This window comes from Desulfobulbaceae bacterium DB1, from assembly GCA_001914235.1.
Lineage (GTDB): Bacteria > Desulfobacterota > Desulfobulbia > Desulfobulbales > SURF-16 > DB1.
Window position 1 is genome coordinate 17312 of record MQUF01000011.1, and the last position, 19968, is coordinate 37279.

Below are 19968 nucleotides of genomic sequence, written 5' to 3' on the forward strand. Positions count from 1 at the left end.
ACTGAAATGATCAAGGGTCTTCTTGCGCTTGATGAAAATCTGGCCTCAAGTATTGCCCTCAGGTATGCCGCGCGACTGGTGACAATGTTGCCCCTGCAGCTGCAGGCGGGACATGTGGAAATCCCTGACGAAAAACAGTATGTGAAAGGAACGGGCTGGGTGCGGCGCACGTGGGAACAAGGGGTGATGGATGCCGGTCGGCAGGCCATTCAGAGGTTGCTCAATACGGAAAAGGTGGGCTGCCCCTTTATCGGCGTGCCGAAAGTCTTTGTCGGTGATCGGGATGATGAATTGCTGGAGGAGCTCGGCACCGGCGGCTATGACCTTTTTCTGGAAGGCAACCTCAATACCTCGAATATCAATGATTTTTATAAACTGGTTTCCTCGTCGCTTTATGCCAAATCGCCGTGTCCCGTCATGGTGGTCAAAAATCTGGTTGCCGGGAAACGGGTTGCCCTGCTCTGCGGCGACGGGGTTGACCATGAGGCCCTGATCCCCAGGACGCTCACCCTGCTCAACGGCAACGGATTTGATTTTGACCTGCTGTTTTATCGCTACCAGGAAAACGGCGGTCCCGTCATCATGGGGAAAGAAGAGGCCGGCAGCGTCCTGTTCGCGGCGGAAGAGCTGCTGCGGGCGGAAAATCGTCGGGCGATGAGCAGTCAGGTGGTCTGCGGCACGCCGGAAGGAGTCGCGGACATGCTGAAAAAATATATGGTGGTGGCGTCGTCTTTTCCGTTGAGGAGAAGTCCGCGACTTGAACTGCTGGCGCACTGTCCCTCACCTGTGTTGTTCTGCAAGTAACCTTGGAGGTGGAAATGAGAATAATCGCGGCATTTGATCATCATTCCTACAGCGAACGGATCATCGCTGATCTGGCCGATATCGCGGCAAACACCTGGGCCGATATAACCATACTGGGTGTGCAGCAGGCTGACGGGGGCGGCGGTCCGGATGATTATTTTGCCGGGACATTCCGCCATTATCGGGAAGAGTTTCTCCGGCGTGTGTCCGGCGGTGAACTGCCCTACGGCGGCGTCACGGGTTATGAGGAATATCATTCCCTCGGCAAGGGTCGCTGGGAAATCAATAACCAGGGCTGGGAAGGGGATGTCCGCAAAAAACTGCTGGTCAGGATACGGACCGGTGATCCGATGAAGGAAATTCTGGCGGAAAGCCGGGAGCAGAAAAGTGATCTTATCATACTTGGGTGCACAAAAGGGCTGGACTGTCAATGGCAGGGAGAGGTTGATCTGCCGCGCAAGATTGCCGCTAAAGCCGGCTGCTCGGTCCTGGTCATCAAGGAGATGAAACGGCCTGACACCATAATCTGTTTTCTGGATCAGGAACATGTCAGTCAGGCATCCCTGGAGATGATCAATCAGGTTGTCACCCTGCATCAGGCGGAACTGAAGATTGTCGGCATTACCGAGGGAGAAAGCTCGGCCGGAGAGGAGGGGATCAAAAACAGAATAGCCGCGATCCTCAAATACTATTCGGAACGCCGGATCAGCGCCTGGATCAAACTGATTTGGCCGAAGGATATGGAGCAGTACGTCGCCCAGGCAAGCCGGGAAGGAATGATTGCCCTGTGGATGGGGAGAAAATCATTGCTCGCCAAGATTTTTTCCCGTGATCTGGTGGGGAAACTGGTCAGCAACAGTCATTCTTCCGTGTTGATTCTCCGGTAACAGGGAAGGGGGGATGGGTGATTGCGATTGGCAGGGAAGAATTTCTTCCCCTTGCCCGCACAGACCATTTTGAGGTCGTGCGGTCTGACAGGAAGGCATTTCTGGAAGAATTCGCTTGAGAACGCGAAAACAAGCGAGCAGCGAGGCGAGACCTTAAATGGGGTAAGGCGAGGAGAAGCGCAGCCGCCATAGGTGTCGTTTTGTTGAAGAAACTGGAATTACTGATATACGCGAGCAAATTTGAGAACGTGAAAAAAACAGTAGGAAGATAAATTTGGAGAGACAGCAAAGCAGCAGATCTTAGAAATGGCAATATTGTAGGATGTTGTTTTATACAACGATTAAATAGAATGGCAAAAATCTGCCGAAAACTGAGCACTTGTGATATTTTCTTGCATTATGGCACCACATGTAGTAACGTTACTACATATAAGTTGAAAAGGAGGTGCATTATGACTGTCACAACCATATCCAGCCGTGAATTCAATCAACATATCAGCGAGGCAAAAAGAGCCGCAAATAAAGGCCCGGTGTTTATCACCGATAGAGGCCGCCCGGCTCATGTTCTCTTGAGCATGAAAGAGTATCAACAGCTTTCTGGTAGCAGGCAGAAGATTGCCGATCTTCTGGCTATGCCCGGCATCGAAGACCTTGAATTGGAAATCCCCCAGATGTGTGATCTTCCACGTTCTGCTGAGCTTTCGTAATGTTTATTCTTGACACGAATGTGGTCTCCGAGCTGAGAAAAGTCCGTCTCGGCAAGGCCGCTGAAAATGTTGCCAAGTGGGCAGATAGCGTCGCAACGCCCGACCTCTATCTTTCAGTCGTAACGATTCAGGAATTAGAGATAGGGGTGCTTCTTGCCGAACGACGCGATGCTGAAAAAGGGGCCATTTTCAGGACTTGGCTCAACAGCCATGTCCTACCGGCCTTCGAGGGCCGCATTTTGTCGGTCGACTTAGCAGTTGCTCTGCAGAGCGCGAGATTACACGTCCCGGATCCTCATCCGGTCCGGGATGGATTAATCGCGGCAACGGCCCTGGTCCACGGCATGACTGTTGTCACTCGCAATGTCGATGATTTCAAAAGGACAGGCGTCCCGATACTCAATCCATGGGACACTGATTAATTGTTTTAATTTTCACCGCCATGTGGAAGTGGCCTTGGTTTGTTGGGCAAAATCCGGGCATGGTTAAGGTGGCTTCTGGCAAGATCTGCCTCTTGCACAAACACAAAAGTTGAGACTATTCCTGCGTTGCCGTTGGGGTCGGGCCACCTCATGGGCCGTTGGGTCATGGCCGTTGGGGATGGATGGCCGTTGGGGTCGGGCCACGGTAACTATTTGGAAATCAATAATTAAGATCCCAATAATAGGCGTTTTGAGCCCCTATATCGTCTTTTTTACCATCAAAATTGGCAATATAGGTTCCCATGCTTTGCCCTTGCCATTACGCCAATAGAATCATCTATATTTGTATTTTTGACATCAAAATCGCCATTATAAACTGAAATATGGGCACAAAATACTTATTGCTTTTACTTTTAAATAGTTAGCGTGGCCCGACCCCATTCCCACCATTCCCACCTGGACACTTGGATGTTGAATTCACGTGGGATTAAAGACCCGCAAGTTGATCAGTATTTACGGAGGTGATGTAAGTCTCAATGCCTTTCTTTACCCTTGGATTGCTTGTAGATCGATAATTTTCTTGAAAGGTTCTGTACCTTGCTAACTTGATTTCAAGAATACCGGTTGTTATCTCTATATTAAATGCTGTGATCTTTGGTGAAGGCCCTTCCTCTTTTTTTTTGTTCAATACAAAACCAGCCCGGTCGGCCGAAGACTTTACTTCGGCCACAATGATTTCAAGTGATCCATTGTCATTTCCTGAAATAATAATGTCATCCATATAAACGCTGACTCGTATCGAAGCTGATCTTGATAAATTTTCGAGCTTTCTGCCAAGAGCACTGAATCTAAGGGACAGTGATGCCAAAATAGGTGATTGCACGAATCCATACGGTAACATATACGTTATTGGTGACTTGGCAGGATGTTTAACCGTGGATGCGAGTGTGTATTCTCTTGCAGTTTTGTAATCGAAAAGCTCTTTCAAGCTACTGTCATGTCAACGTTGAAATGTCGTAATAAATAAGCTATTATTTCTTCATAATCAACCCAAGGAGGTTTGGCTATGAAGAAATACATCGTGACACTCACGAGAGATGAACGTGAAATTCTCAGCAACATCGTATCGAAAGGGAGACATAACTCGCAGAAGATTCTTAATGCCTTGATTCTGCTGGATTGCGATGTTGGACGAAGCCGCTACGCGGCAGACGAGTCACGAGCGAGCTTGTTTATCCATCATTAACATGTTGTAATCTCACGGCATACGGTAATAAGTAGAGAGTGGCGGAGCAAAGGCGAGGCCGCCGCATCAACTATTACCAAGGAGGTTACAATGAACACCACCATGCCACAAGATTCCCTCTTCAACAAGCAGTATCAGAAACACCTGAAATGCCTCAAACTGGGCGGTCTGCAGCCCAAGACCATCGACGCCTACGCCAGGGCGATCCGGCGTATCGGCAACTATTTCGATTGCAGGATTGACAACCTCAACTCCGGCCAGTTGCTCGACTATTTCACGGAACTCCTGGACACGCATTCCTGGAGCGCGGTCAAGCTCGACCTCTACGGCCTGAAGTTCTTCTATTCCGGGGTACTGAACAAACCCTGGGAAGATATCCCCCTGATCAAGCCTCCCAAGACATCCAGAATCCCTGACATCCTGTCCGTCGAGCAGACGGGGCAACTATTTGCCGCAACCAAAACCTTGAGCTACAAGGTCTTCTTTTTTACCTGCTACAGCATGGGCCTGCGCCTTGGCGAAGGCATTCGACTCACAGTCGGCGACATCGACGCAGGCAACATGCGGGTCCATATTCGTGATGCCAAGGGTAACAAGGACCGGCTGGTGCCGCTGCCAGACAAGACCTTGCGGGTGCTGCGGGAGTTCTGGGCCATGCACAAGCATCCCCGGTTCCTCTTCCCCAGCAGGAAAAGAGGTCTGAAAAATGCCCACCTGGTTGATTTGCCCCTGGACAGGGGCGGCATTCAAACCACCATGCAGACCGTTGTCCGGCAACTCGGCATAAAAAAAAATCTCATGCCACTCCCTGCGTCACAGCTATGCCACCCACATGCTGGAGGCCGGGGTTGATCTGCTTGAGCTGCAGCAGATCCTTGGCCATGTCAGCATCCTGACCACCGCCAGATACACCCACCTGACCTCCACCACGGCCAACAATGCGAGACTGGCCGTCAATTCCCTGGTCAACTCCCTGGACATCAGATGGGGAGGGCGTAAATAATGCTGCTCTCCACGATCATCAACAAGTTCAGGGACAGCTTCTTCCGCACCTACAACAAAAATCTCCTGTCAGGCCACATCAAGGCTCTGGAGTCCATGGCCCGATGCAGATACGAGCATGGACCGCACATGCTGGCCCGTTGTTCGGACCACCGGTGCGGCGAACGGATCTATATTCCCCATTCCTGCGGCCACAGAAACTGCCCCCATTGCCAGAACCATGAGAGCCGGCAGTGGCTGGAAAGCCAGCTTGACAAACGACTGCCGTGTCAATACTACCTGATCACCTTCACGCTGCCCGGGCAGATGCGGGATCTGGCGTGGAAACACCAGAAAACCGTTTACGCCCTGATGTTCAGGGCAGTACAGGACCTCCTGAAATCCTTCACCAATAACGACAAAAAACTCGGCGGATCAGCGGGATTCACCGCCATCCTCCACACCCATTCCAGAACCCTGGACTATCATCCGCACATCCACGTTGTCATGCCCGGAGCAAGCATCAACCCGCAAACCGGGCTGTGGAAGGAAAAATCCGGGAAATATCTCTTCAGCCACAAGGCCATGGCCAAGGTCTTTCGGGCGAAGCTGCTCCAGACCCTGGTCGAAAACAAGCTGCCGGTTCCCCATGATTGCCCCGATCAGTGGGTGGTTGACTGCAAGGACGCGGGCAACGGCGAGAAGGCCCTTATCTATCTTGGCCGTTATCTGTACCGGGGTGTTATCCGGGAAAAAGACATCCTGCACTGCCGGGACGGCATGGTCACCTTCCGGTATCGCCATGCCAAAAGCGGAGAAGACCGGACCCGAACCGTCAAGGGCGAGTACTTCCTCTACCTGCTTATGCTCCATGTGCTGCCCCGAGGGTTTCGACGGGCAAGGTCGTATGGTTTTCTCCATGCATGCAGCAAAAAGCTGCTCCGCTTCCTGCAGCTGGTGCTGCGGGTCGCGCCATGGCGCGCCCTTGTCCGCAACCTGAAGCAACGGCCGGCTATCATCTGCCCGGCCTGCGGGGCCGCCATGGTGATCGCCGCGACAATGATCGCCCGGCCACCGGCCATGGCCGCTCCGTTACGGCAATAGACGAGCCGGAGGCATCGGGTATGTAAACGAAAGCCGTGAACTTGCCGAGGACACAAGCCGGATTGCACCGGGACGGGACTCCTGCGCCCGAAAAACGCCGGAAATCAGCGTAAAGCAGCATGATACAGCACCAAAATCCTTTTCAAAGAACATTGCGGGGGCCACTCCCGTCTTCCTTCGCCTGATCCGATCCCTCCGGAACCCAAAAGCTCTTTTCTATATACGTCCACCGGGCTTGTCCAACCACCGGTTCAGATTGTGGCTCGCTGCGCTCTCACAATCTAACCTTGTTCGTTAGGTGCATTACTTCTTCCCCAGGGTGAGAAATATTTCCAGGGGAAGCCTTGCCCACTGATCCTTATGCAATGGTTCAAGTGGTTCAAGCTGCTGCAAGGATTTTAGCGGTGTTAACTTCTGCAAACCTTTCAGGCGCTCAAGTTTTGTAAGTTTATTGACAGCACCTTCAATAAACCCTACAGCGTAACCCTCGTGATCCAAAATAATCCCTTCCTTGAACCAGCCAAGATGTTTGCCATTAAAGCCATAGATTGATTGCCCATCCAGATATGCAACCGGCTCACCTTTCCATAGGTAAATATTCATTTCGTCGTCTGTATCAATGTACGCGACTGCCTCACCGGCATCATCGTACAAAGAAATTTCTCGGGCATGGCTAATAGCCGGAACCAGCACTACGAAGGCTAATAGTGTTGCAAATAATCTCTTGATACTCATTGATCGCTCCTCGTGCACCTAACGCCACGGCTAACCTGCTGCGCAGCAAAGGGTTTTCGCGTCAGCGCCTCCGACGTTCTCGCAGTCAGGTTAAGCCGATTGTTGGACGAAGCCGCTACGCGGCAGACGAGTCCCGTACGTGACTGTTTGGCCATGATTAACATGTTGTAATCTCACGGTATACGGTAATAGAAAGAGAGTGGCGGAGCAAAGGCGAGGCCGCCGCATCAACTATTACCAAGGAGGTTACAATGAACACCACCATGCCGCAAGATTCCCTCTTCAACAAGCAGTATCAGAAACACCTGAGAAATTCAAGGGACACCATACTTATTTACTGACGACACGTCAGACCCGCCTTGTCTACTTTCCTGCGCAGGCGGCAATAAAATTCATCAACCGAAATATCGGCTTGTTTGACGGCACTCTTGAGAGTGCCGAAAGCAAGTTCTTTGTGCCGGGGAATGGCGCCCCCCTTGTCATCTCGACGCAACACAACGTGGCTGCCTTTCTGGCGTACCTGATAAAATCCGAGCTTTTTGAAAACCTTGATGGCTTCGTCGCCTGAGATCCTTGGCAGCTCAGGCATGGGCGGGAACATCAAAGGTGGTGAGAATGGGGCGATAGACCTGCTTCAAGGGAAACTCTTCAAGGTACAGCTCTGTTGCTTCCTGGAGATTTTGCACTGCTTCCTCGATGGTCTCTCCCTGGCTGGCCGTTCCCACTTCGGGGCATTCTGCCACATAAAAATCATCTTCCTTATGGACAACTGCGGTAAATGTGCTCATTGGGGCCACCTCGTTTTTTTTGGCTGTCACGTTCATGATTGGCTGTCTCGCAAAAAAACCGCTCGCCAGTCATACAGTGCACGATAAGTTGCTGATTTATCGTCACGAAAATCTGGAGGCAGAACTTTTTACGAATCCACCAATGGTTGAATCATATATCACTATTGATATATGATCAAGGAGCAAAATCGCTCAATTCCCAACAATTCTCGGGTCGGATCTGCTCTTGGCTTTTGGGGTGATGCAAAAGTCAAACTATCGCCCTGATATTACTTTTCATGGTGGTCCCCGGATTTTCCGCGTTCGGGAATGCGCGGCGCAATCCGGTCATAGTGACAAAAAAATAAAATTTCTTTCGCCGCCACCATGCCTCATGACCACACAGCCCCACGAAAGGGAAAAGCGCGCGCCGCAGGGATAACTTGTTGTTTTCACGACAATATCACCACATGCCGTTGTTGCCGTTCCCGCCACCTTGCCCCCTTCCTGCCGGGCAAAACACCGCAAAAACTTCATTTATTTAACGGCGTGGCTGATCAGCGGGAAAAAGAGGGCACGGTTCTTCTTGTCTTATAAAATATTTCTGATATTTTATAAGGAAATCGGCTTATTGGCCAACCACAAACAAGCCCGGAAATGTCAGGCAGATTATCATCATGATTACTGACAATATTTTTCTTCTCCATGCGACCGGCCTTTTCCTCGGCCTCATCGCCGGATTCTTCATGCACCGTTCCGATTACTGTGTCGCCGGCATGTTCCGTGACGCCTTGCTCTTCGGCAACACCTTCATGCTGCGGGTTCTTTTTTTCCAGATCATCGTCACCATGGTCATGTTTGAGATTGCCCGCCTTTCGGGTTTTCTGCCCCTGTATCCCTTTCCCCTGCTCGGCTTTCCGTCTCTCGCCAATATTGCCGGCGGATTTCTTTTCGGCATCGGCATGGTGCTGGCCGGAGGTTGCGTGGTCGGCACACTCTACAAAATGGGTGCGGGAAACATGCTGAGCCTCACGGCTTTTGTCGGTCTTCTGGTCGGCAGCGGCATTTACGCGGAAATTCATCCCTGGTGGTCTTCATTGGCCAAAGCCACATCCCTTTCGCACACGGCCAAGACCCTCCCCCAGCTTGCCGGAATTGCGCCGACACCCCTCATCATTGCAATCAGCGTCCCGGCCATCCTCGGCCTGATCCGCAGCCGGAAGCAGAACCCGTGGCACAGGCCCTGGTCGGTGGCCGGATACATTGAGCCGTGGAAAACGGCGCTTGTCATGGCTGTCGTCGGTTTGCTGTCCTATCTGCTGATGGGGATGCCGCTCGGCATTACCACGACCTATGCCAAAATGTCCGCCATGATCGAAAATATTTTTGTGCCGGAGCATGTCAGCCGGCTTGATTTTTTTCATCTTTTATCCCTCAATGTCACCCACCCGGCAACCGGGGCAATCCTCCAGGGCGGTGCAGGGCCGCGATTTGACGCCATCTGGGCCATTCAATTTCCGGTCATTGCCGGAATAGTATTCGGCAGCATGCTTTCCTCTTTCCTCCTGCATGAGTTTTCGCTGCACGTCAAGGTGCCGTTTGCGCAATACGTCATGGCCCTGGGAGGAGGAATCATGCTGGGAATGGCGTCCCGCATGGCGCCGGCATGCAATATCTGGCATCTCATGGGCGGGCTGCCGATTCTGGCCCTGCAAAGCATTCTTTTTCTCGCCGGGCTTGTTCCCGGATGCTGGTTCGGCGGCAAAATCATATCCCGGGTCATCCTGCGCCAGTCCGTTTCACCTTCAGGAAATGTTCCATGATCGAAAAAACCGAACAAAACAAAATCGAAATCGATATGCGGGGCCAGGTGTGCCCGGCCTGCCTGCTGGTTGCCATGGATCACATGAACAAAAACAGGGCCCCCCTGCAAAGCGGCGCAGCCAGGCTTTGCATTAAAACCGACAACCGGGAAGCGACCAATACCATCCCCATCACCGCCCGGAACATGGGATATTCGAGCAAGGTGGAGAAAAAAGATAATTTTTATGAAATCTGCGTCGGCATTATACCCCCGACAGGCTCACACAAATGAAAACAAACGATCTGCTCACAACAGCCCGACAATATCTGAACAATCCGGATGCGGCCGAGCCGCCGCCGTTCGACGCCCAGGGAGAACTTGCCCCCCTGGCCGCATTTGTTTTCGACCTTATCCGAGAAAACCGGGCGCTTCAAGGCATCCATGCCAGGACGACCGACTATCTGCGCAAAAAAATCGATCAGCTCCTTGTCGTCATCGGCACCATTCCTCTTCGTCCGGAAGAACTCGACGACAATTCGCTGCTCGGCATTGACCCCATCGGCATCATTGCCGAATCTTTCACGCAGATTCTCGACCATTTACGGCGCACCAACGAAAAACTTGAACTTTCCATGGACGAGACCAGGGCGATCTTCGAATCCGTCGGCGGCGGCATCCTGGTCCTCGCCGACAACAAACAGATCCTCGCATACAATCGAAAGCTGCAGGACATGTTCGCCTGCCCCGGCGAGAGCTTGCTTGGAAAAACATGTAAAGACCTGATCTGCAAAGGCAACCAATCGAAAGACTGCGTTTTTGACGCCATGAAAAAATCCGGTCGAGCGGCGGTCATCAGCCACTGCACCCTCTCCGACCACCATTACAACATCTCCGCCACCCCGGTGAAAGACAAAAACGGCGAGATCATCAGGGCGGTGCTGCTTTACACCGACATCTCCGAACTGATGACCGCCAAGGACGACCTGGCGGATGAAAAGGAACGGCTTTCCCTTACCCTGGAAAGCATTGCCGAAGGAGTTATCGCCACGGACACGGAGGGCCGCGTTGTCCTGATGAACCGCGTGGCGGAAAAGCTTTCCGGCTGGCGCCTTGGCGAAGCCGCCGGCAAACAGGTCTGCGATATTCTGACCGTCTTTGCCGAGAGGGGCGGGAAATCATGCCTTGAACTTTTCAGCCCCGCGTTTCAGGAAAAGGGCGAAACGGAAAGAATTTCAAACGCGGTCCTGCAGGACCGGCAAGGAAATTTACTTATTATCACCATCAGCGCCGCTCCCATTCGCCGTCGCCACAAGGAAGAAACCACCGGAGTCATCTATATTTTCCGCGACATCACTCATGAAAAGAAAATGGAGGAGGAACTTGTCCGATCATCGAAGATCGAATCCCTGGGTGTTCTTGCCGGGGGAATCGCCCACGATTTCAACAATCTTCTCACCTCGATCCTCGGCAACGTGGCCCTGGCGAAACGATATGCGCCACCGGATGAAAAAATCTACCAGCTGCTTTCCGATTCCGAAAAAGCATCATCCAGGGCCAAAAGCCTTACCCAGCAACTGCTGACCTTTGCCAAAGGCGGCTCTCCCGTAACAATGCTCACCTCCACCCGCAAGCTGCTGGTTGATTGCGCCCGGTTCGCCTCCATGGGCTCAAAAATAAAATGCGAGTTCTCCCTGGCCGAGGATCTCTGGAATGTGGAGATCGACGAAGGACAAATTGGTCAGGTCATTCAGAATCTGGTCATCAATGCCGCCCAAGCCATGCCTGAAGGAGGGATCGTCACAATCAGCGCGGAGAATATCGTCATTGGTCCCGGCACCGGCCTGCCCCTTAAAAACGGAAAATACATCAAGATCGCCATCCATGATGAGGGCGAGGGAATCGATTCCAGGTATCTGGATAAAATCTTTGATCCCTACTTCACCACCAAAGAAACCGGACACGGTTTGGGCCTCGCCATCTGCTATTCCATCGTCAAAAAACACCTGGGCCACATCACCGTTGCATCCTGCCCTGGAGGCGGCTCTACCTTTTTCATCCACCTGCCCGCCACGGATTCGGCAGCGCCGGTCAGCCGGAGCAGCACCGAAAAAAACCTGCCGGGGAAAGGCAGAATTCTCGTGATGGACGACGAGGACATGGTTCGCGACGTGGCGGTGCAAATGCTCGCGATGCTCGGCTATGAAGTTGATGAAAGCGCGGAAGGAAAAGAAACCATTGAGCGGTACAAAAAGGCGGCCGACCAAGGACGTCCCTATGATGCCGTTCTCATGGATTTGACCATTCCGGGAGGAATGGGGGGCAAGGAGACACTTGCAAAACTGCGGGAAATCGACCCCGGGGTCCGCGCCATTGTTTCCAGCGGCTATGCCAATGACCCCATCATGGCCGACTACAAGAATTACGGTTTTCGAGGCGTTGTGCCGAAGCCATACGATATTGAGCAGTTAAGCGGCATGGTCAGCCGGGTCCTGCGGGAAAAATAACAAAACAAGCCCGGATGACTCCGTGCCCTTCCGGGCTTGTTTTTCAGTTGTTGCCGATCCATCCGCCGTGATCAGGCGGAAACCGTTTTCATATCGTCGAAATATTTTTTATCAACGCCGAGGATATGATTCTTCAACCAGGCGACGAGAAATTGCAGGACATCCCGGGTAATGTCGACCCGCTTCTCACGATAGTCTTTCTGCAACTGCAGGGTCTTCCTGACGAATTCGTAATGCTCCCGGCGATGCGCTTCAAATTGGGGATGGGCTTGAAAATATTTCTCCTCGCAGGTGAAATGATAGTCGATGTAGTTCACCATCTCCTCCAGCACATCTTCCAGCCCCATTTTTTCCTCGCCGCCGAAATTTTCGATAAACCGATTGAGCAAGGCGAAAAGCTGCTGGTGCTGCGCATCTATTTCATCAACCCCGACACTGTATTTCGCATTCCATTTTATGAGTTCCATCATCTGTTCCTTTGTTATTTCTTCCCCATTGCTTCCAAGGCGGCAAGATAGGGACCGAAAAGTTCCTCATAATCACGCAAACCCTTTTTCAACACCAGGGGAAAGGCGGACAGGTCCTTTTCATTAATCACCAGATTGGCGCTGTTTGCCAGGGCCTCAAGATTGTACAAGGTATGAAATTCCGGCCCGACCAGAACATAAAAAATATAACGCCGCCTGTTCATGGACAGGCCCTGCATATGGGCATGAACAGAGGACCCCTGGAGAGTTCCTTCGAAATTCGAATGAAGCACCACTGCGGCGACATTGGTAAAGCGCATGCGCTCAAGGGCATCCTCCGCGGTCTTCGGCAGAATCGGCTTATACCCCATGTCATCGAAAAACTGGGCCATATCAGCCTTGACCTGCTCATCCTGCACCAGAATGAGCACCTGCGGCACGTCCTCGATAACCTCGCCGCTGCCCAGATCCCCCCTTTCCAGCCAGCCGAGATCAGGCGGATCCGGCGGATCAAGGGTCCGGCCTTGAGCGGCAACCGGCTTTGCCGCCGTCGAAGCCGGGGCCGGGGCAACAGGTTCCGCCTTCTCGGCACGCCGCATCTCAATCGGCTTCTGACAGTGAGGGCAATTAAACTTGAGCGACTTGCCGGGGGGCAAGGCAGCAAGGGCATTTTCAATTTTCTGCAGCTGCGCCTCGTTCAGGTTGAGCGCTCTGCCGCAATGACCGCATGCGGAAATCATCGGTTCCTCCGTATGCTTCTGCTTCCGTTAACAGGGTAATTATCGGGAAAAGGCATCATATTTTCCTTTCTTTTCCTCCTCCATGGACAAACCGGTTATACCCGTGGTTGTTTCGCCCTTGGCGGCCTTGATCAGGTCAAGACCGCGACCCATCGCGCTGCGGCGTGAGCAGTACCCCATGGCCGTTTCCTCGGTGACCAGGCCTTTTTCATAAAGCTGAAGGATATACTGATCAAAGGTGGTCATGCCCATGGCGGTGCCGTCGCTGATGATCTCGTAAAAGGTTTTGCCTTCGGATTCGCCGTTGAGAACGACCTCCCGGATGCGCAAATTCATGCCCATCACCTCAAAGGCCGCCACCCGGCCGCCGGCTACTTTCGGCAGCAGCCGCTGGCAGATAATCCAGCGAACGGTGTCCACCAGCCTGTTTCTGATCTGCGGCTGTTCATCATGCTCAAACATGCCGAGACAGCGGTTGATGGTCGATCCGGCATCCACCGTATGCAGGGTACTGAGCACCAGATGTCCGGTCTCCGAGGCGGTCAGGCCGATCTCCATGGTTTCCCGGTCACGCATCTCACCCACCAGAATAACCTTGGGAGCCTGACGCAGGGCGGCACGAAGCCCATTGGCAAAGGTATCAAAGTCATTGCCCTGTTCCCGCTGGTTGAAGGTGGCCTGCAGATGGGGATGAACAAACTCGATGGGGTCTTCGAGGGTAACGACATGGACCGCCCGTTCATGATTGATCTTGTTGAGCAGGGCGGCAAGGGTGGTTGATTTACCGGAACCGGTGGCGCCGGTAACCAGAATCAGCCCGTTCAGCTCATCGGACATCTTGTTCATGACCGGCGGCAGATTGAGGCTCTTGATGGTTGGAATTTCGGTGGGCAGCTTTCTCAGGACGGTGGAGAGATTATTTTTCTGGGAAAAGACATTGACCCTGAAACGGGCCTTTCTTCCCAACCAGTACGAAAGGTCGCATGAGCCGGTGGTGGCCAGGTCCTTGAGCAGACGTTTATTGCCGGCAATCACATTCAGGGCGAAGACTTCGGCCTGAAAAGGAGTGATTTCCGGCACATCCGGCGCAACCCGCACCGGGCTCAGCACGCCGGACGTTTCCACCTGCAACGGTTTTCCCACCGTAATATTGAGATCAGAGACATTTGTATAGGTTTCCAGCATACTGGCAATCCAGTAATCCGTTTCAGGTTGTTTCATGCAAACCTCCGTATCAGTTTCCGAGGAGCCCCGTGTAGTCTCTTTCGTCGTTCAAAAGAAAAAAATAGAGCGCGCCGGGCTGCTTCATGACCCCGGCCGCCTGCTCTGCATATTTATCGCCGCCGAGAAAAAAATCCACCCGACCCGGCCCCTGAATGGCGGCGCCGGTGTCCTGGTTGACGACAAACCGATGCGTCGCGCGCCATCCGGTCAGATTGCCGTCCGCATCAAAGCGGGGGAGCTCCGTTTCCAAAAAGCCCACCAGCGGGGCGGGGAAACATTTTTTATCAAGCGCCAGGGAACGTCCGCCGGTGAGCGGCTGCCCAAAGCTACCCAAAGGCCCTTCCAGCGGGCGGTCGTTTTCACCATCCACCAATGAAAAAAAGATATACCTGTCATTGTGGCGCAGAATCTCCTCCACTTCATCCGGATGAGCATGCAGGTAATCGATGATCTTCGGCAGGGTGACCTCTTCCAGGGTCATGGCACCCCTGTCAACCAGCAGGCGGCCGATGCTGCGATATTGCCTGCCGTTATTGGCCGCATACCGCACTTTTCCGACGGAGCCGTCCGGCAGCCGGACCTTGCCGGAGCCTTGCACCTGGAGAACAAAAACATCGACCGGATCAGCCAGATACACTATCTCATTGCCCGGCGGCAGATTTCCCTGCTCAATCTCCCTTCTCGTCCAATAGGGGATAAATTCGCCGGAAGCAAGGCGACCGACTTCTTTTCCGCCGTCATCCCTTGTTCTTTCAACAAGATCGGCGGGGCGACGATACAACGGGTACAGATACGGCGCTTTTTTCTCCAGGCTTCCGGCCAGCAGGGGCTCATAGTAACCGGTGACCAGCATCGTGCCGGCCCCATCTCCCCCCTTTGCCCGACAGAGAATAAAGTTATTCAGCAGGAAACGCTGAAACTCCTTTTCATCGGCCGCAAGGGCCAGTCCCCGCCCAAAGACTTCAAGGCCGAGGCGAAGATACGCAGCGGAATATGTCCGGCCGCACAGGACAAATTGTTCATCTTTTTTGATTTTACTCAGAAAAGCGATGCTTCTGTCAACACTTTGTTGCAGATCGCCCGGGGCTGTATCATCGAGCAAAAAGGGCCACTCATCGCGCTCCATGCGGATCAGGCCATCGCAGGGATGAACGGGCTTGGGCGGCGCTACCGCAAACAGCACGGACAGAAACAGCACGAAAAAGCCTTGCGTTATCGGCCTGAAAGGCTTTGTGGTCAATTTCCTTCTCATTCGTGCAGTGCAGCCCCCTTTGCCGCCCGTGAAAAATAAACGAAAAAAATATATCACAAACACCCTTCTTTTTGCTATTTTCAATCATTATTTTTTTCGAAAAATTTTCTGCTTGACATGCTCCAAAAGGTCATTCAACATTAAAAATCATTCGCAAAACCGGCAAAAATTGAAAAAACAGCATAACACCTTCTTTTTATCTTGACCGCGAACAAGTCCATTGGTTATCAAGGAAAGCATTTTCTAGGTATGTTTACCTTCGGTAAGATTACCGGTGATTTTTTTCCATTTCAAAACATATTTTTCAGGGAGGCAAAATGAGCACTGAAGAAAGCAAAATTGAAAGCCTAATGACCGAAGATCGGATCTTCAACCCCCCGGCCGACCGCCAGGCAGCCGCCCACGTTAAGAGCATGGATGAATACCGAGCCCATTACAAGCGCTCCATGGAAGACCCGGACGGCTTCTGGGCTGACCGGGCCGAAGAGCTTATCACCTGGGACAAAAAATGGGACAAAGTGCTCGATGCGGATCTGCACAAGCCGGAAATCCAATGGTTTCAGGGCGGCAAGCTGAACATTTCCTACAACTGCCTTGACCGCCACCTGACTGACGGCCGCCGCAACAAGGCCGCGCTCATTTTCCAGGGAGAACCGGAAAATGACGTCAAGGTCTACACCTACCAGATGCTGCACCGCGAGGTGTGCCGCTTTGCCAATGTCTTAAAGAAATTCGGGGTGAAAAAAGGTGATCGGGTGGCGGTTTACCTGCCGATGATTCCCGAACTCGCCATCTCCCTGCTGGCCTGCGCCAGGATCGGCGCCATCCATTCCGTGGTCTTTGCCGGATTTTCCGCCCACAGCCTGCGCAGCCGCGTTCAGGACTGCGAGGCCAAGGTGCTGATCACGGCCGACGCCGTGCTGCGGGCCGGAAAAACAATCCCCCTCAAACCCAATGCCGATGAAGCCCTTGACGAATGCGACAGCATCAAAACCAGCATCATCGTCAAACGGGCCGGGAATGAAGTCAGCATGAAGGAGGGCCGTGATGTCTGGTGGCACGAGGAGATGAGCGCCCCGGAACTCACCGACAACTGCCCGGCCGAAAGCATGGACGCCGAAGACATCCTCTTCATCCTTTACACCAGCGGCAGCACCGGCAAACCCAAAGGGGTGGTTCACACCACCGGCGGCTACATCACCTATGCAGCCCATACCTGCCAGTGGGTTTTCGACCTCAAGGACGACGACGTTTACTGGTGCACCGCCGACATCGGCTGGATCACCGGTCACAGCTACATCCTCTATGGCCCGCTTGCCCTGGGAGGAACCTCGGTCATGTTTGAAGGCGTGCCGTCCTATCCCGGGCCGGATCGTTTCTGGAAGATTGTGGAAAAATTCAAGGTGAACATTTTTTACACCGCCCCCACCGTCATCCGGGCCCTGATGCGCGAAGGCGTTGACTGGACCAAGAAATACGATCTCTCCTCGCTGCGTCTGCTGGGCAGCGTCGGCGAGCCGATCAACCCCGAAGCCTGGATGTGGTATCATGCCCATATCGGCGGCTCCAGGCTGCCCATTGTCGACACCTGGTGGCAGACCGAAACAGGCGGCATCATGATTTCGGCGCTGCCCTACGCCACGCCGCTGAAACCCGGCTCCGCCACCCTGCCCCTGCCGGGTATCGATGTTGACATTTACGATGAAAAAGGGAATCGGGCCGGCGTCAATGAAGGCGGCCATCTGGTGGTGAAAAAGCCATGGCCCGGCATGCTGCGGGGCGTCTTCGGCGACCCGGAACGCTTCAAGAAAACCTACTTTGATCGCTACCCCGGCATCTACGACCCGGAAGACGGTGTGCGCCGCGATGCCGACGGCTACTACTGGATCATGGGCCGCCTCGACGACGTTATCAACGTTTCCGGACACCGCCTGGGAACCGCGGAGATCGAATCCGCCCTGGTGGCCCACGAAGCGGTGGCCGAGGCCGCGGTTGTCGGCGCGCCCCATCCGATCAAGGGCCAGACCATCTACTCCTATGTTTCCCTGAAGTCGGGGTTTGAGCCGTCCGATGAGTTGCGACAGGCACTGCGCACCCATGTCCGCAAGGAAATCGGTCCGATTGCCACCCCGGAGATCATTCAGTTTTCCCAGGGGCTGCCCAAAACCAGAAGCGGCAAAATCATGCGCCGTATCCTGCGGAAAATTGCGGCCGGACAGGACGACTTCGGAGATACCTCCACTTTGGCCGATCCCACGGTTGTTGATGACCTGGTCAGCGGCAGCAAGACCATGGGTAAAAAATAAATCATCGTGTAACTATCCAGCTGTTTAGACTGTAGACTGAAGGCTATAGGGCTGCCGGTACTGTCGTATTACATATTTTAGGCGCTTTTCCTTCAGTCTACAGCCTTCAGCCTATCTACCTGGATAGTTACATCATCGTAAACAAATAAGTTGGCCGGTTCAACGGCCGCAACAGACTCTTTGCCGAAACGGGCGCCCTCCACAGGGCGCCCGTTTTGTTTGGCGACGGAAGGGCGGACACGATTTATCCTTGACAGAGGAAACCTTCCTTGGCTAGTTTACAAGGAGAAGTCACGACGCATTGCAGCTTTTACCAGCGGCAGATTCACTTCCTTCCCCTAACTATAAACAGAGAACTCTATGTCCAGCGAAAGAAGAAAACAGGCACGATATGATTCCCTGAATCTGGCCTATCTGTGCGAGGATGAAGAAGGTTCCGTCACCCATGAAGGCATGGGCAGGACGCTGAACGTCTCGGAGGGCGGCATCCTTCTTGAGACGAATTTTGCCATGGGCACGGGCAGCACCCTTATGATGCTGATTGCCCTGGAAGAAGAACTGATCAGCTTTCAGGGCACGGTGATCCACTCTCATGCGGATGGTCCTGAAACCTTCAGGACCGGGGTGGAATTTTTTGAAATTGAAAAAGAGGGGAAAAATATTCTGCGCCGTTTTATCGAGCTCTTTCACGAACAGCAGAATCAGCCGTGACGGCCGATTCACCCGCGCTCCCCATGAATGAACGGCATTCCATCAAAAGCATGTTCAAGAAAGCCGTCAAAGGAGATCCCCGTCGACTGCATGCAGCAATCGGCTGTTTTGCCATGCTGTCAATCGGCACCCTGCCGACCCTTTTCTCCAACCCGCTTCAATACTTCATGGGACTTGTCTACTGCCTGATCTTTTCCGCGGCAATCGCCTGGCTGATATTTTAACCTGGACGACCGCCCCGCGGCACGCACCGCATTACTTCAGTTTTTCAGCCAGCTCGGTTACGGCCATGGCATAGCGGTTTGAATTGTTCCAGGCGGTAATCGCCTGAAAATTCGGATAGCCCGCCACGTAACGCATCCCTCCGCCTTCAAGCTCAAGACCGACAATGGTCACATCCTTGTTTGCCGGCGCAGCGGGCAGATGAACCCCTTGGATCCGGGCAACCTCGGCGACGGGCACCAATCCCTTTCTGCCCTTTTCGAAAGCGGCCTTCAGCACCTCGCTCTTCAGATCTGATCCGATTTCATGATAGATGGGCGCCTTGAATACCCAGCCGAACTTCTGCAGATAATTGGCAATACTGGCCAGCACATCAGGGGTGGAACTCCACACGTCCCGGTTGCCGTCCTTGTCAAAGTCAACCGCATATTCCCGAAAACTCGAGGGAATGAATTGGGTCTGGCCAAAGGCGCCGCCGTAGGAACCGGTTACGGAAAGAGGGTCCACATTATTTTCCTTGCACAGGACAAGAAAGCTGACCAGCTGGCCTCGATAGAAATTACTGCGGCGGGGGTAGGCGTCAAACATGGTGTTCAGGGTCTGAAACAGGTTGAAAGCGCCCTTGTGCCGGCCGAAACGGGTTTCAATCCCCCAGATTGCCACGACAACTTCGCGCGCCACACCCAATTCCGCCTCGACTCTATCAAGCAGTTCCTTATTCTCCGCCAACTTTTCCCGTCCCTCGGCTATCACTTGCGGTGTAATGAAACGCGGAAAGTATTGATAATAAGGCTTGGCCTCCCATTGGGTATCCATGAGCTCCAACACCCTTTGCTTGATGGCGACCCCGGCAAATATGCGGTCCAATTCCGACTGGGTGAAATCGTGCTTCTCCCGCAGTTCCTTGAACAGCTCCTGGTAACGCGGTGACGCAAGATCTATCGACTGCCCATCCTTTACCAGGTCGGCAGCCTTGGGCGTCGTTACGTCCTCCGCCCGAGCCCCGGATGAAAACGCCGCAAAAACGACAACAAGCAGGATAAAAAGATATCTGATCATCAACAAAAGTCTCCTTTTTCCGTTCA

General features: G+C 53.2%; 23 protein-coding genes and 1 pseudogene. 15 read left to right on the forward strand and 9 right to left on the reverse strand.

Annotated features, from left to right (window positions below; translation table 11 throughout):
- Positions 1-6 precede the first annotated feature (6 nt).
- The 4 genes from BM485_10695 (at position 7) to BM485_10710 (ending at position 2820) form a co-directional block, all read left to right on the forward strand.
- Positions 7-804 carry a hypothetical protein gene (locus tag BM485_10695; protein OKY74905.1) on the forward strand — a complete coding sequence of 266 codons (798 nt, stop codon included), beginning with the start codon at positions 7-9 and terminating at the stop codon, positions 802-804.
- A gap of 2 nt (positions 805-806) precedes the next feature.
- A complete protein-coding gene (locus BM485_10700; protein ID OKY74906.1) occupies positions 807-1691 on the forward strand; it encodes a hypothetical protein in 885 nt (294 codons plus the stop codon).
- 452 nt (positions 1692-2143) lie between these two features.
- Entirely contained in the window at positions 2144-2398 is a 255-nt protein-coding gene (locus tag BM485_10705; GenBank protein ID OKY74907.1) for a prevent-host-death protein, read from the forward strand.
- Positions 2398-2820 (forward strand): VapC toxin family PIN domain ribonuclease, encoded by a 423-nt coding sequence (locus tag BM485_10710; GenBank protein OKY74908.1) that lies wholly within the window; start codon positions 2398-2400, stop codon positions 2818-2820. The genes BM485_10705 and BM485_10710 overlap by 1 nt, the downstream gene beginning before the upstream one ends.
- Before the next feature lie 487 nt (positions 2821-3307).
- Here BM485_10710 and BM485_10715 read toward each other — a convergent pair whose 3' ends face one another.
- Positions 3308-3808, reverse strand: a complete 501-nt coding sequence (locus BM485_10715; GenBank protein ID OKY74909.1) for a hypothetical protein — start codon at positions 3806-3808, stop codon at positions 3308-3310.
- A gap of 78 nt (positions 3809-3886) precedes the next feature.
- Between BM485_10715 and BM485_10720 the strand changes: the two are divergent.
- The 4 genes and pseudogenes from BM485_10720 (at position 3887) to BM485_10735 (ending at position 6151) form a co-directional block, all read left to right on the forward strand.
- Positions 3887-4006, forward strand: a pseudogene (locus BM485_10720) (IS630 family transposase).
- Between the two features lie 150 nt (positions 4007-4156).
- Positions 4157-4918, forward strand: coding sequence for a recombinase (locus BM485_10725; protein OKY74910.1), 762 nt, complete (start codon positions 4157-4159; stop codon positions 4916-4918).
- Positions 4899-5069, forward strand: coding sequence for a hypothetical protein (locus tag BM485_10730; GenBank protein OKY74911.1), 171 nt, complete (start codon positions 4899-4901; stop codon positions 5067-5069). Before BM485_10725 ends, BM485_10730 begins: the two co-directional genes overlap by 20 nt.
- The gene (locus tag BM485_10735; GenBank protein OKY74912.1) at positions 5069-6151 is read left to right on the forward strand and encodes an IS91 family transposase; all 1083 of its coding nucleotides are present in this window, start codon (positions 5069-5071) and stop codon (positions 6149-6151) included. The genes BM485_10730 and BM485_10735 overlap by 1 nt, the downstream gene beginning before the upstream one ends.
- Before the next feature lie 303 nt (positions 6152-6454).
- Here BM485_10735 and BM485_10740 read toward each other — a convergent pair whose 3' ends face one another.
- From BM485_10740 to BM485_10750, 3 genes are all read right to left on the reverse strand, one after another.
- Positions 6455-6886, reverse strand: coding sequence for a hypothetical protein (locus tag BM485_10740; GenBank protein OKY74913.1), 432 nt, complete (start codon positions 6884-6886; stop codon positions 6455-6457).
- 334 nt (positions 6887-7220) lie between these two features.
- The gene (locus BM485_10745; protein OKY75006.1) at positions 7221-7475 is read right to left on the reverse strand and encodes a hypothetical protein; all 255 of its coding nucleotides are present in this window, start codon (positions 7473-7475) and stop codon (positions 7221-7223) included.
- Positions 7468-7674: a HicB family protein gene (locus BM485_10750; protein OKY75007.1), complete on the reverse strand. Its 207-nt coding sequence runs from the start codon at positions 7672-7674 to the stop codon at positions 7468-7470. The genes BM485_10745 and BM485_10750 overlap by 8 nt, the downstream gene beginning before the upstream one ends.
- A gap of 656 nt (positions 7675-8330) precedes the next feature.
- Between BM485_10750 and BM485_10755 the strand changes: the two genes are divergently transcribed.
- Genes BM485_10755 through BM485_10765 form a run of 3 tightly spaced genes read left to right on the forward strand, consistent with a single transcriptional unit; the run spans position 8331 to position 11961 of the window.
- Positions 8331-9476 (forward strand): hypothetical protein, encoded by a 1146-nt coding sequence (locus BM485_10755; GenBank protein ID OKY74914.1) that lies wholly within the window; start codon positions 8331-8333, stop codon positions 9474-9476.
- Entirely contained in the window at positions 9473-9748 is a 276-nt protein-coding gene (locus BM485_10760) for a hypothetical protein (GenBank protein OKY74915.1), read from the forward strand. Before BM485_10755 ends, BM485_10760 begins: the two co-directional genes overlap by 4 nt.
- Positions 9745-11961 (forward strand): hypothetical protein, encoded by a 2217-nt coding sequence (locus BM485_10765; protein OKY74916.1) that lies wholly within the window; start codon positions 9745-9747, stop codon positions 11959-11961. Before BM485_10760 ends, BM485_10765 begins: the two co-directional genes overlap by 4 nt.
- 71 nt (positions 11962-12032) lie before the next feature.
- On the opposite strand, the gene BM485_10770 is transcribed toward BM485_10765, so the two are convergent.
- From BM485_10770 to BM485_10785, 4 genes are read right to left on the reverse strand one after another with little or no spacing between them, the layout of a single operon-like run.
- Positions 12033-12428 carry a hypothetical protein gene (locus BM485_10770; GenBank protein OKY74917.1) on the reverse strand — a complete coding sequence of 132 codons (396 nt, stop codon included), beginning with the start codon at positions 12426-12428 and terminating at the stop codon, positions 12033-12035.
- 14 nt (positions 12429-12442) lie between these two features.
- Complete coding sequence (locus BM485_10775) at positions 12443-13168, reverse strand: hypothetical protein (protein ID OKY74918.1); 726 nt, start codon at positions 13166-13168, stop codon at positions 12443-12445.
- 39 nt (positions 13169-13207) lie between these two features.
- Entirely contained in the window at positions 13208-14389 is a 1182-nt protein-coding gene (locus BM485_10780) for a twitching motility protein (protein ID OKY74919.1), read from the reverse strand.
- A gap of 13 nt (positions 14390-14402) precedes the next feature.
- Positions 14403-15518 carry a hypothetical protein gene (locus tag BM485_10785; GenBank protein ID OKY74920.1) on the reverse strand — a complete coding sequence of 372 codons (1116 nt, stop codon included), beginning with the start codon at positions 15516-15518 and terminating at the stop codon, positions 14403-14405.
- Between the two features lie 31 nt (positions 15519-15549).
- Here BM485_10785 and BM485_10790 point away from each other — a divergent pair, with 31 nt between their 5' ends.
- From BM485_10790 to BM485_10805, 4 genes are all read left to right on the forward strand, one after another.
- Entirely contained in the window at positions 15550-15849 is a 300-nt protein-coding gene (locus BM485_10790; GenBank protein ID OKY74921.1) for a hypothetical protein, read from the forward strand.
- A 112-nt stretch (positions 15850-15961) separates the two neighbouring features.
- A complete protein-coding gene (locus BM485_10795; GenBank protein ID OKY74922.1) occupies positions 15962-17950 on the forward strand; it encodes an acetate--CoA ligase in 1989 nt (662 codons plus the stop codon).
- Between the two features lie 360 nt (positions 17951-18310).
- The gene (locus BM485_10800; GenBank protein OKY74923.1) at positions 18311-18661 is read left to right on the forward strand and encodes a hypothetical protein; all 351 of its coding nucleotides are present in this window, start codon (positions 18311-18313) and stop codon (positions 18659-18661) included.
- Positions 18658-18885, forward strand: coding sequence for a hypothetical protein (locus tag BM485_10805; GenBank protein OKY74924.1), 228 nt, complete (start codon positions 18658-18660; stop codon positions 18883-18885). Before BM485_10800 ends, BM485_10805 begins: the two co-directional genes overlap by 4 nt.
- Before the next feature lie 31 nt (positions 18886-18916).
- Here BM485_10805 and BM485_10810 read toward each other — a convergent pair whose 3' ends face one another.
- On the reverse strand, positions 18917-19924 hold the full coding sequence (locus BM485_10810; GenBank protein OKY75008.1) for a lytic transglycosylase: 1008 nt from the start codon (positions 19922-19924) through the stop codon (positions 18917-18919).
- Positions 19925-19968: the final 44 nt, after the last annotated feature.

Bases quoted from the DNA above. Each gene is read 5' to 3' on its own strand.
- BM485_10695 (OKY74905.1), top strand. From the start codon at position 7: ATGATCAAGGGTCTTCTTGCGCTTGATGAAAATCTGGCCTCAAGTATT.
- BM485_10705 (OKY74907.1), top strand. From the start codon at position 2,144: ATGACTGTCACAACCATATCCAGCCGTGAATTCAATCAACATATCAGC.
- BM485_10710 (OKY74908.1), top strand. From the start codon at position 2,398: ATGTTTATTCTTGACACGAATGTGGTCTCCGAGCTGAGAAAAGTCCGT.
- BM485_10725 (OKY74910.1), top strand. From the start codon at position 4,157: ATGAACACCACCATGCCACAAGATTCCCTCTTCAACAAGCAGTATCAG.
- BM485_10730 (OKY74911.1), top strand. From the start codon at position 4,899: ATGCTGGAGGCCGGGGTTGATCTGCTTGAGCTGCAGCAGATCCTTGGC.
- BM485_10735 (OKY74912.1), top strand. From the start codon at position 5,069: ATGCTGCTCTCCACGATCATCAACAAGTTCAGGGACAGCTTCTTCCGC.
- BM485_10740 (OKY74913.1), bottom strand. From the start codon at position 6,886: ATGAGTATCAAGAGATTATTTGCAACACTATTAGCCTTCGTAGTGCTG.
- BM485_10745 (OKY75006.1), bottom strand. From the start codon at position 7,475: ATGCCTGAGCTGCCAAGGATCTCAGGCGACGAAGCCATCAAGGTTTTC.
- BM485_10750 (OKY75007.1), bottom strand. From the start codon at position 7,674: ATGAGCACATTTACCGCAGTTGTCCATAAGGAAGATGATTTTTATGTG.
- BM485_10755 (OKY74914.1), top strand. From the start codon at position 8,331: ATGATTACTGACAATATTTTTCTTCTCCATGCGACCGGCCTTTTCCTC.
- BM485_10760 (OKY74915.1), top strand. From the start codon at position 9,473: ATGATCGAAAAAACCGAACAAAACAAAATCGAAATCGATATGCGGGGC.
- BM485_10765 (OKY74916.1), top strand. From the start codon at position 9,745: ATGAAAACAAACGATCTGCTCACAACAGCCCGACAATATCTGAACAAT.
- BM485_10770 (OKY74917.1), bottom strand. From the start codon at position 12,428: ATGGAACTCATAAAATGGAATGCGAAATACAGTGTCGGGGTTGATGAA.
- BM485_10775 (OKY74918.1), bottom strand. From the start codon at position 13,168: ATGATTTCCGCATGCGGTCATTGCGGCAGAGCGCTCAACCTGAACGAG.
- BM485_10780 (OKY74919.1), bottom strand. From the start codon at position 14,389: ATGAAACAACCTGAAACGGATTACTGGATTGCCAGTATGCTGGAAACC.
- BM485_10785 (OKY74920.1), bottom strand. From the start codon at position 15,518: ATGGAGCGCGATGAGTGGCCCTTTTTGCTCGATGATACAGCCCCGGGC.
- BM485_10795 (OKY74922.1), top strand. From the start codon at position 15,962: ATGAGCACTGAAGAAAGCAAAATTGAAAGCCTAATGACCGAAGATCGG.
- BM485_10800 (OKY74923.1), top strand. From the start codon at position 18,311: ATGTCCAGCGAAAGAAGAAAACAGGCACGATATGATTCCCTGAATCTG.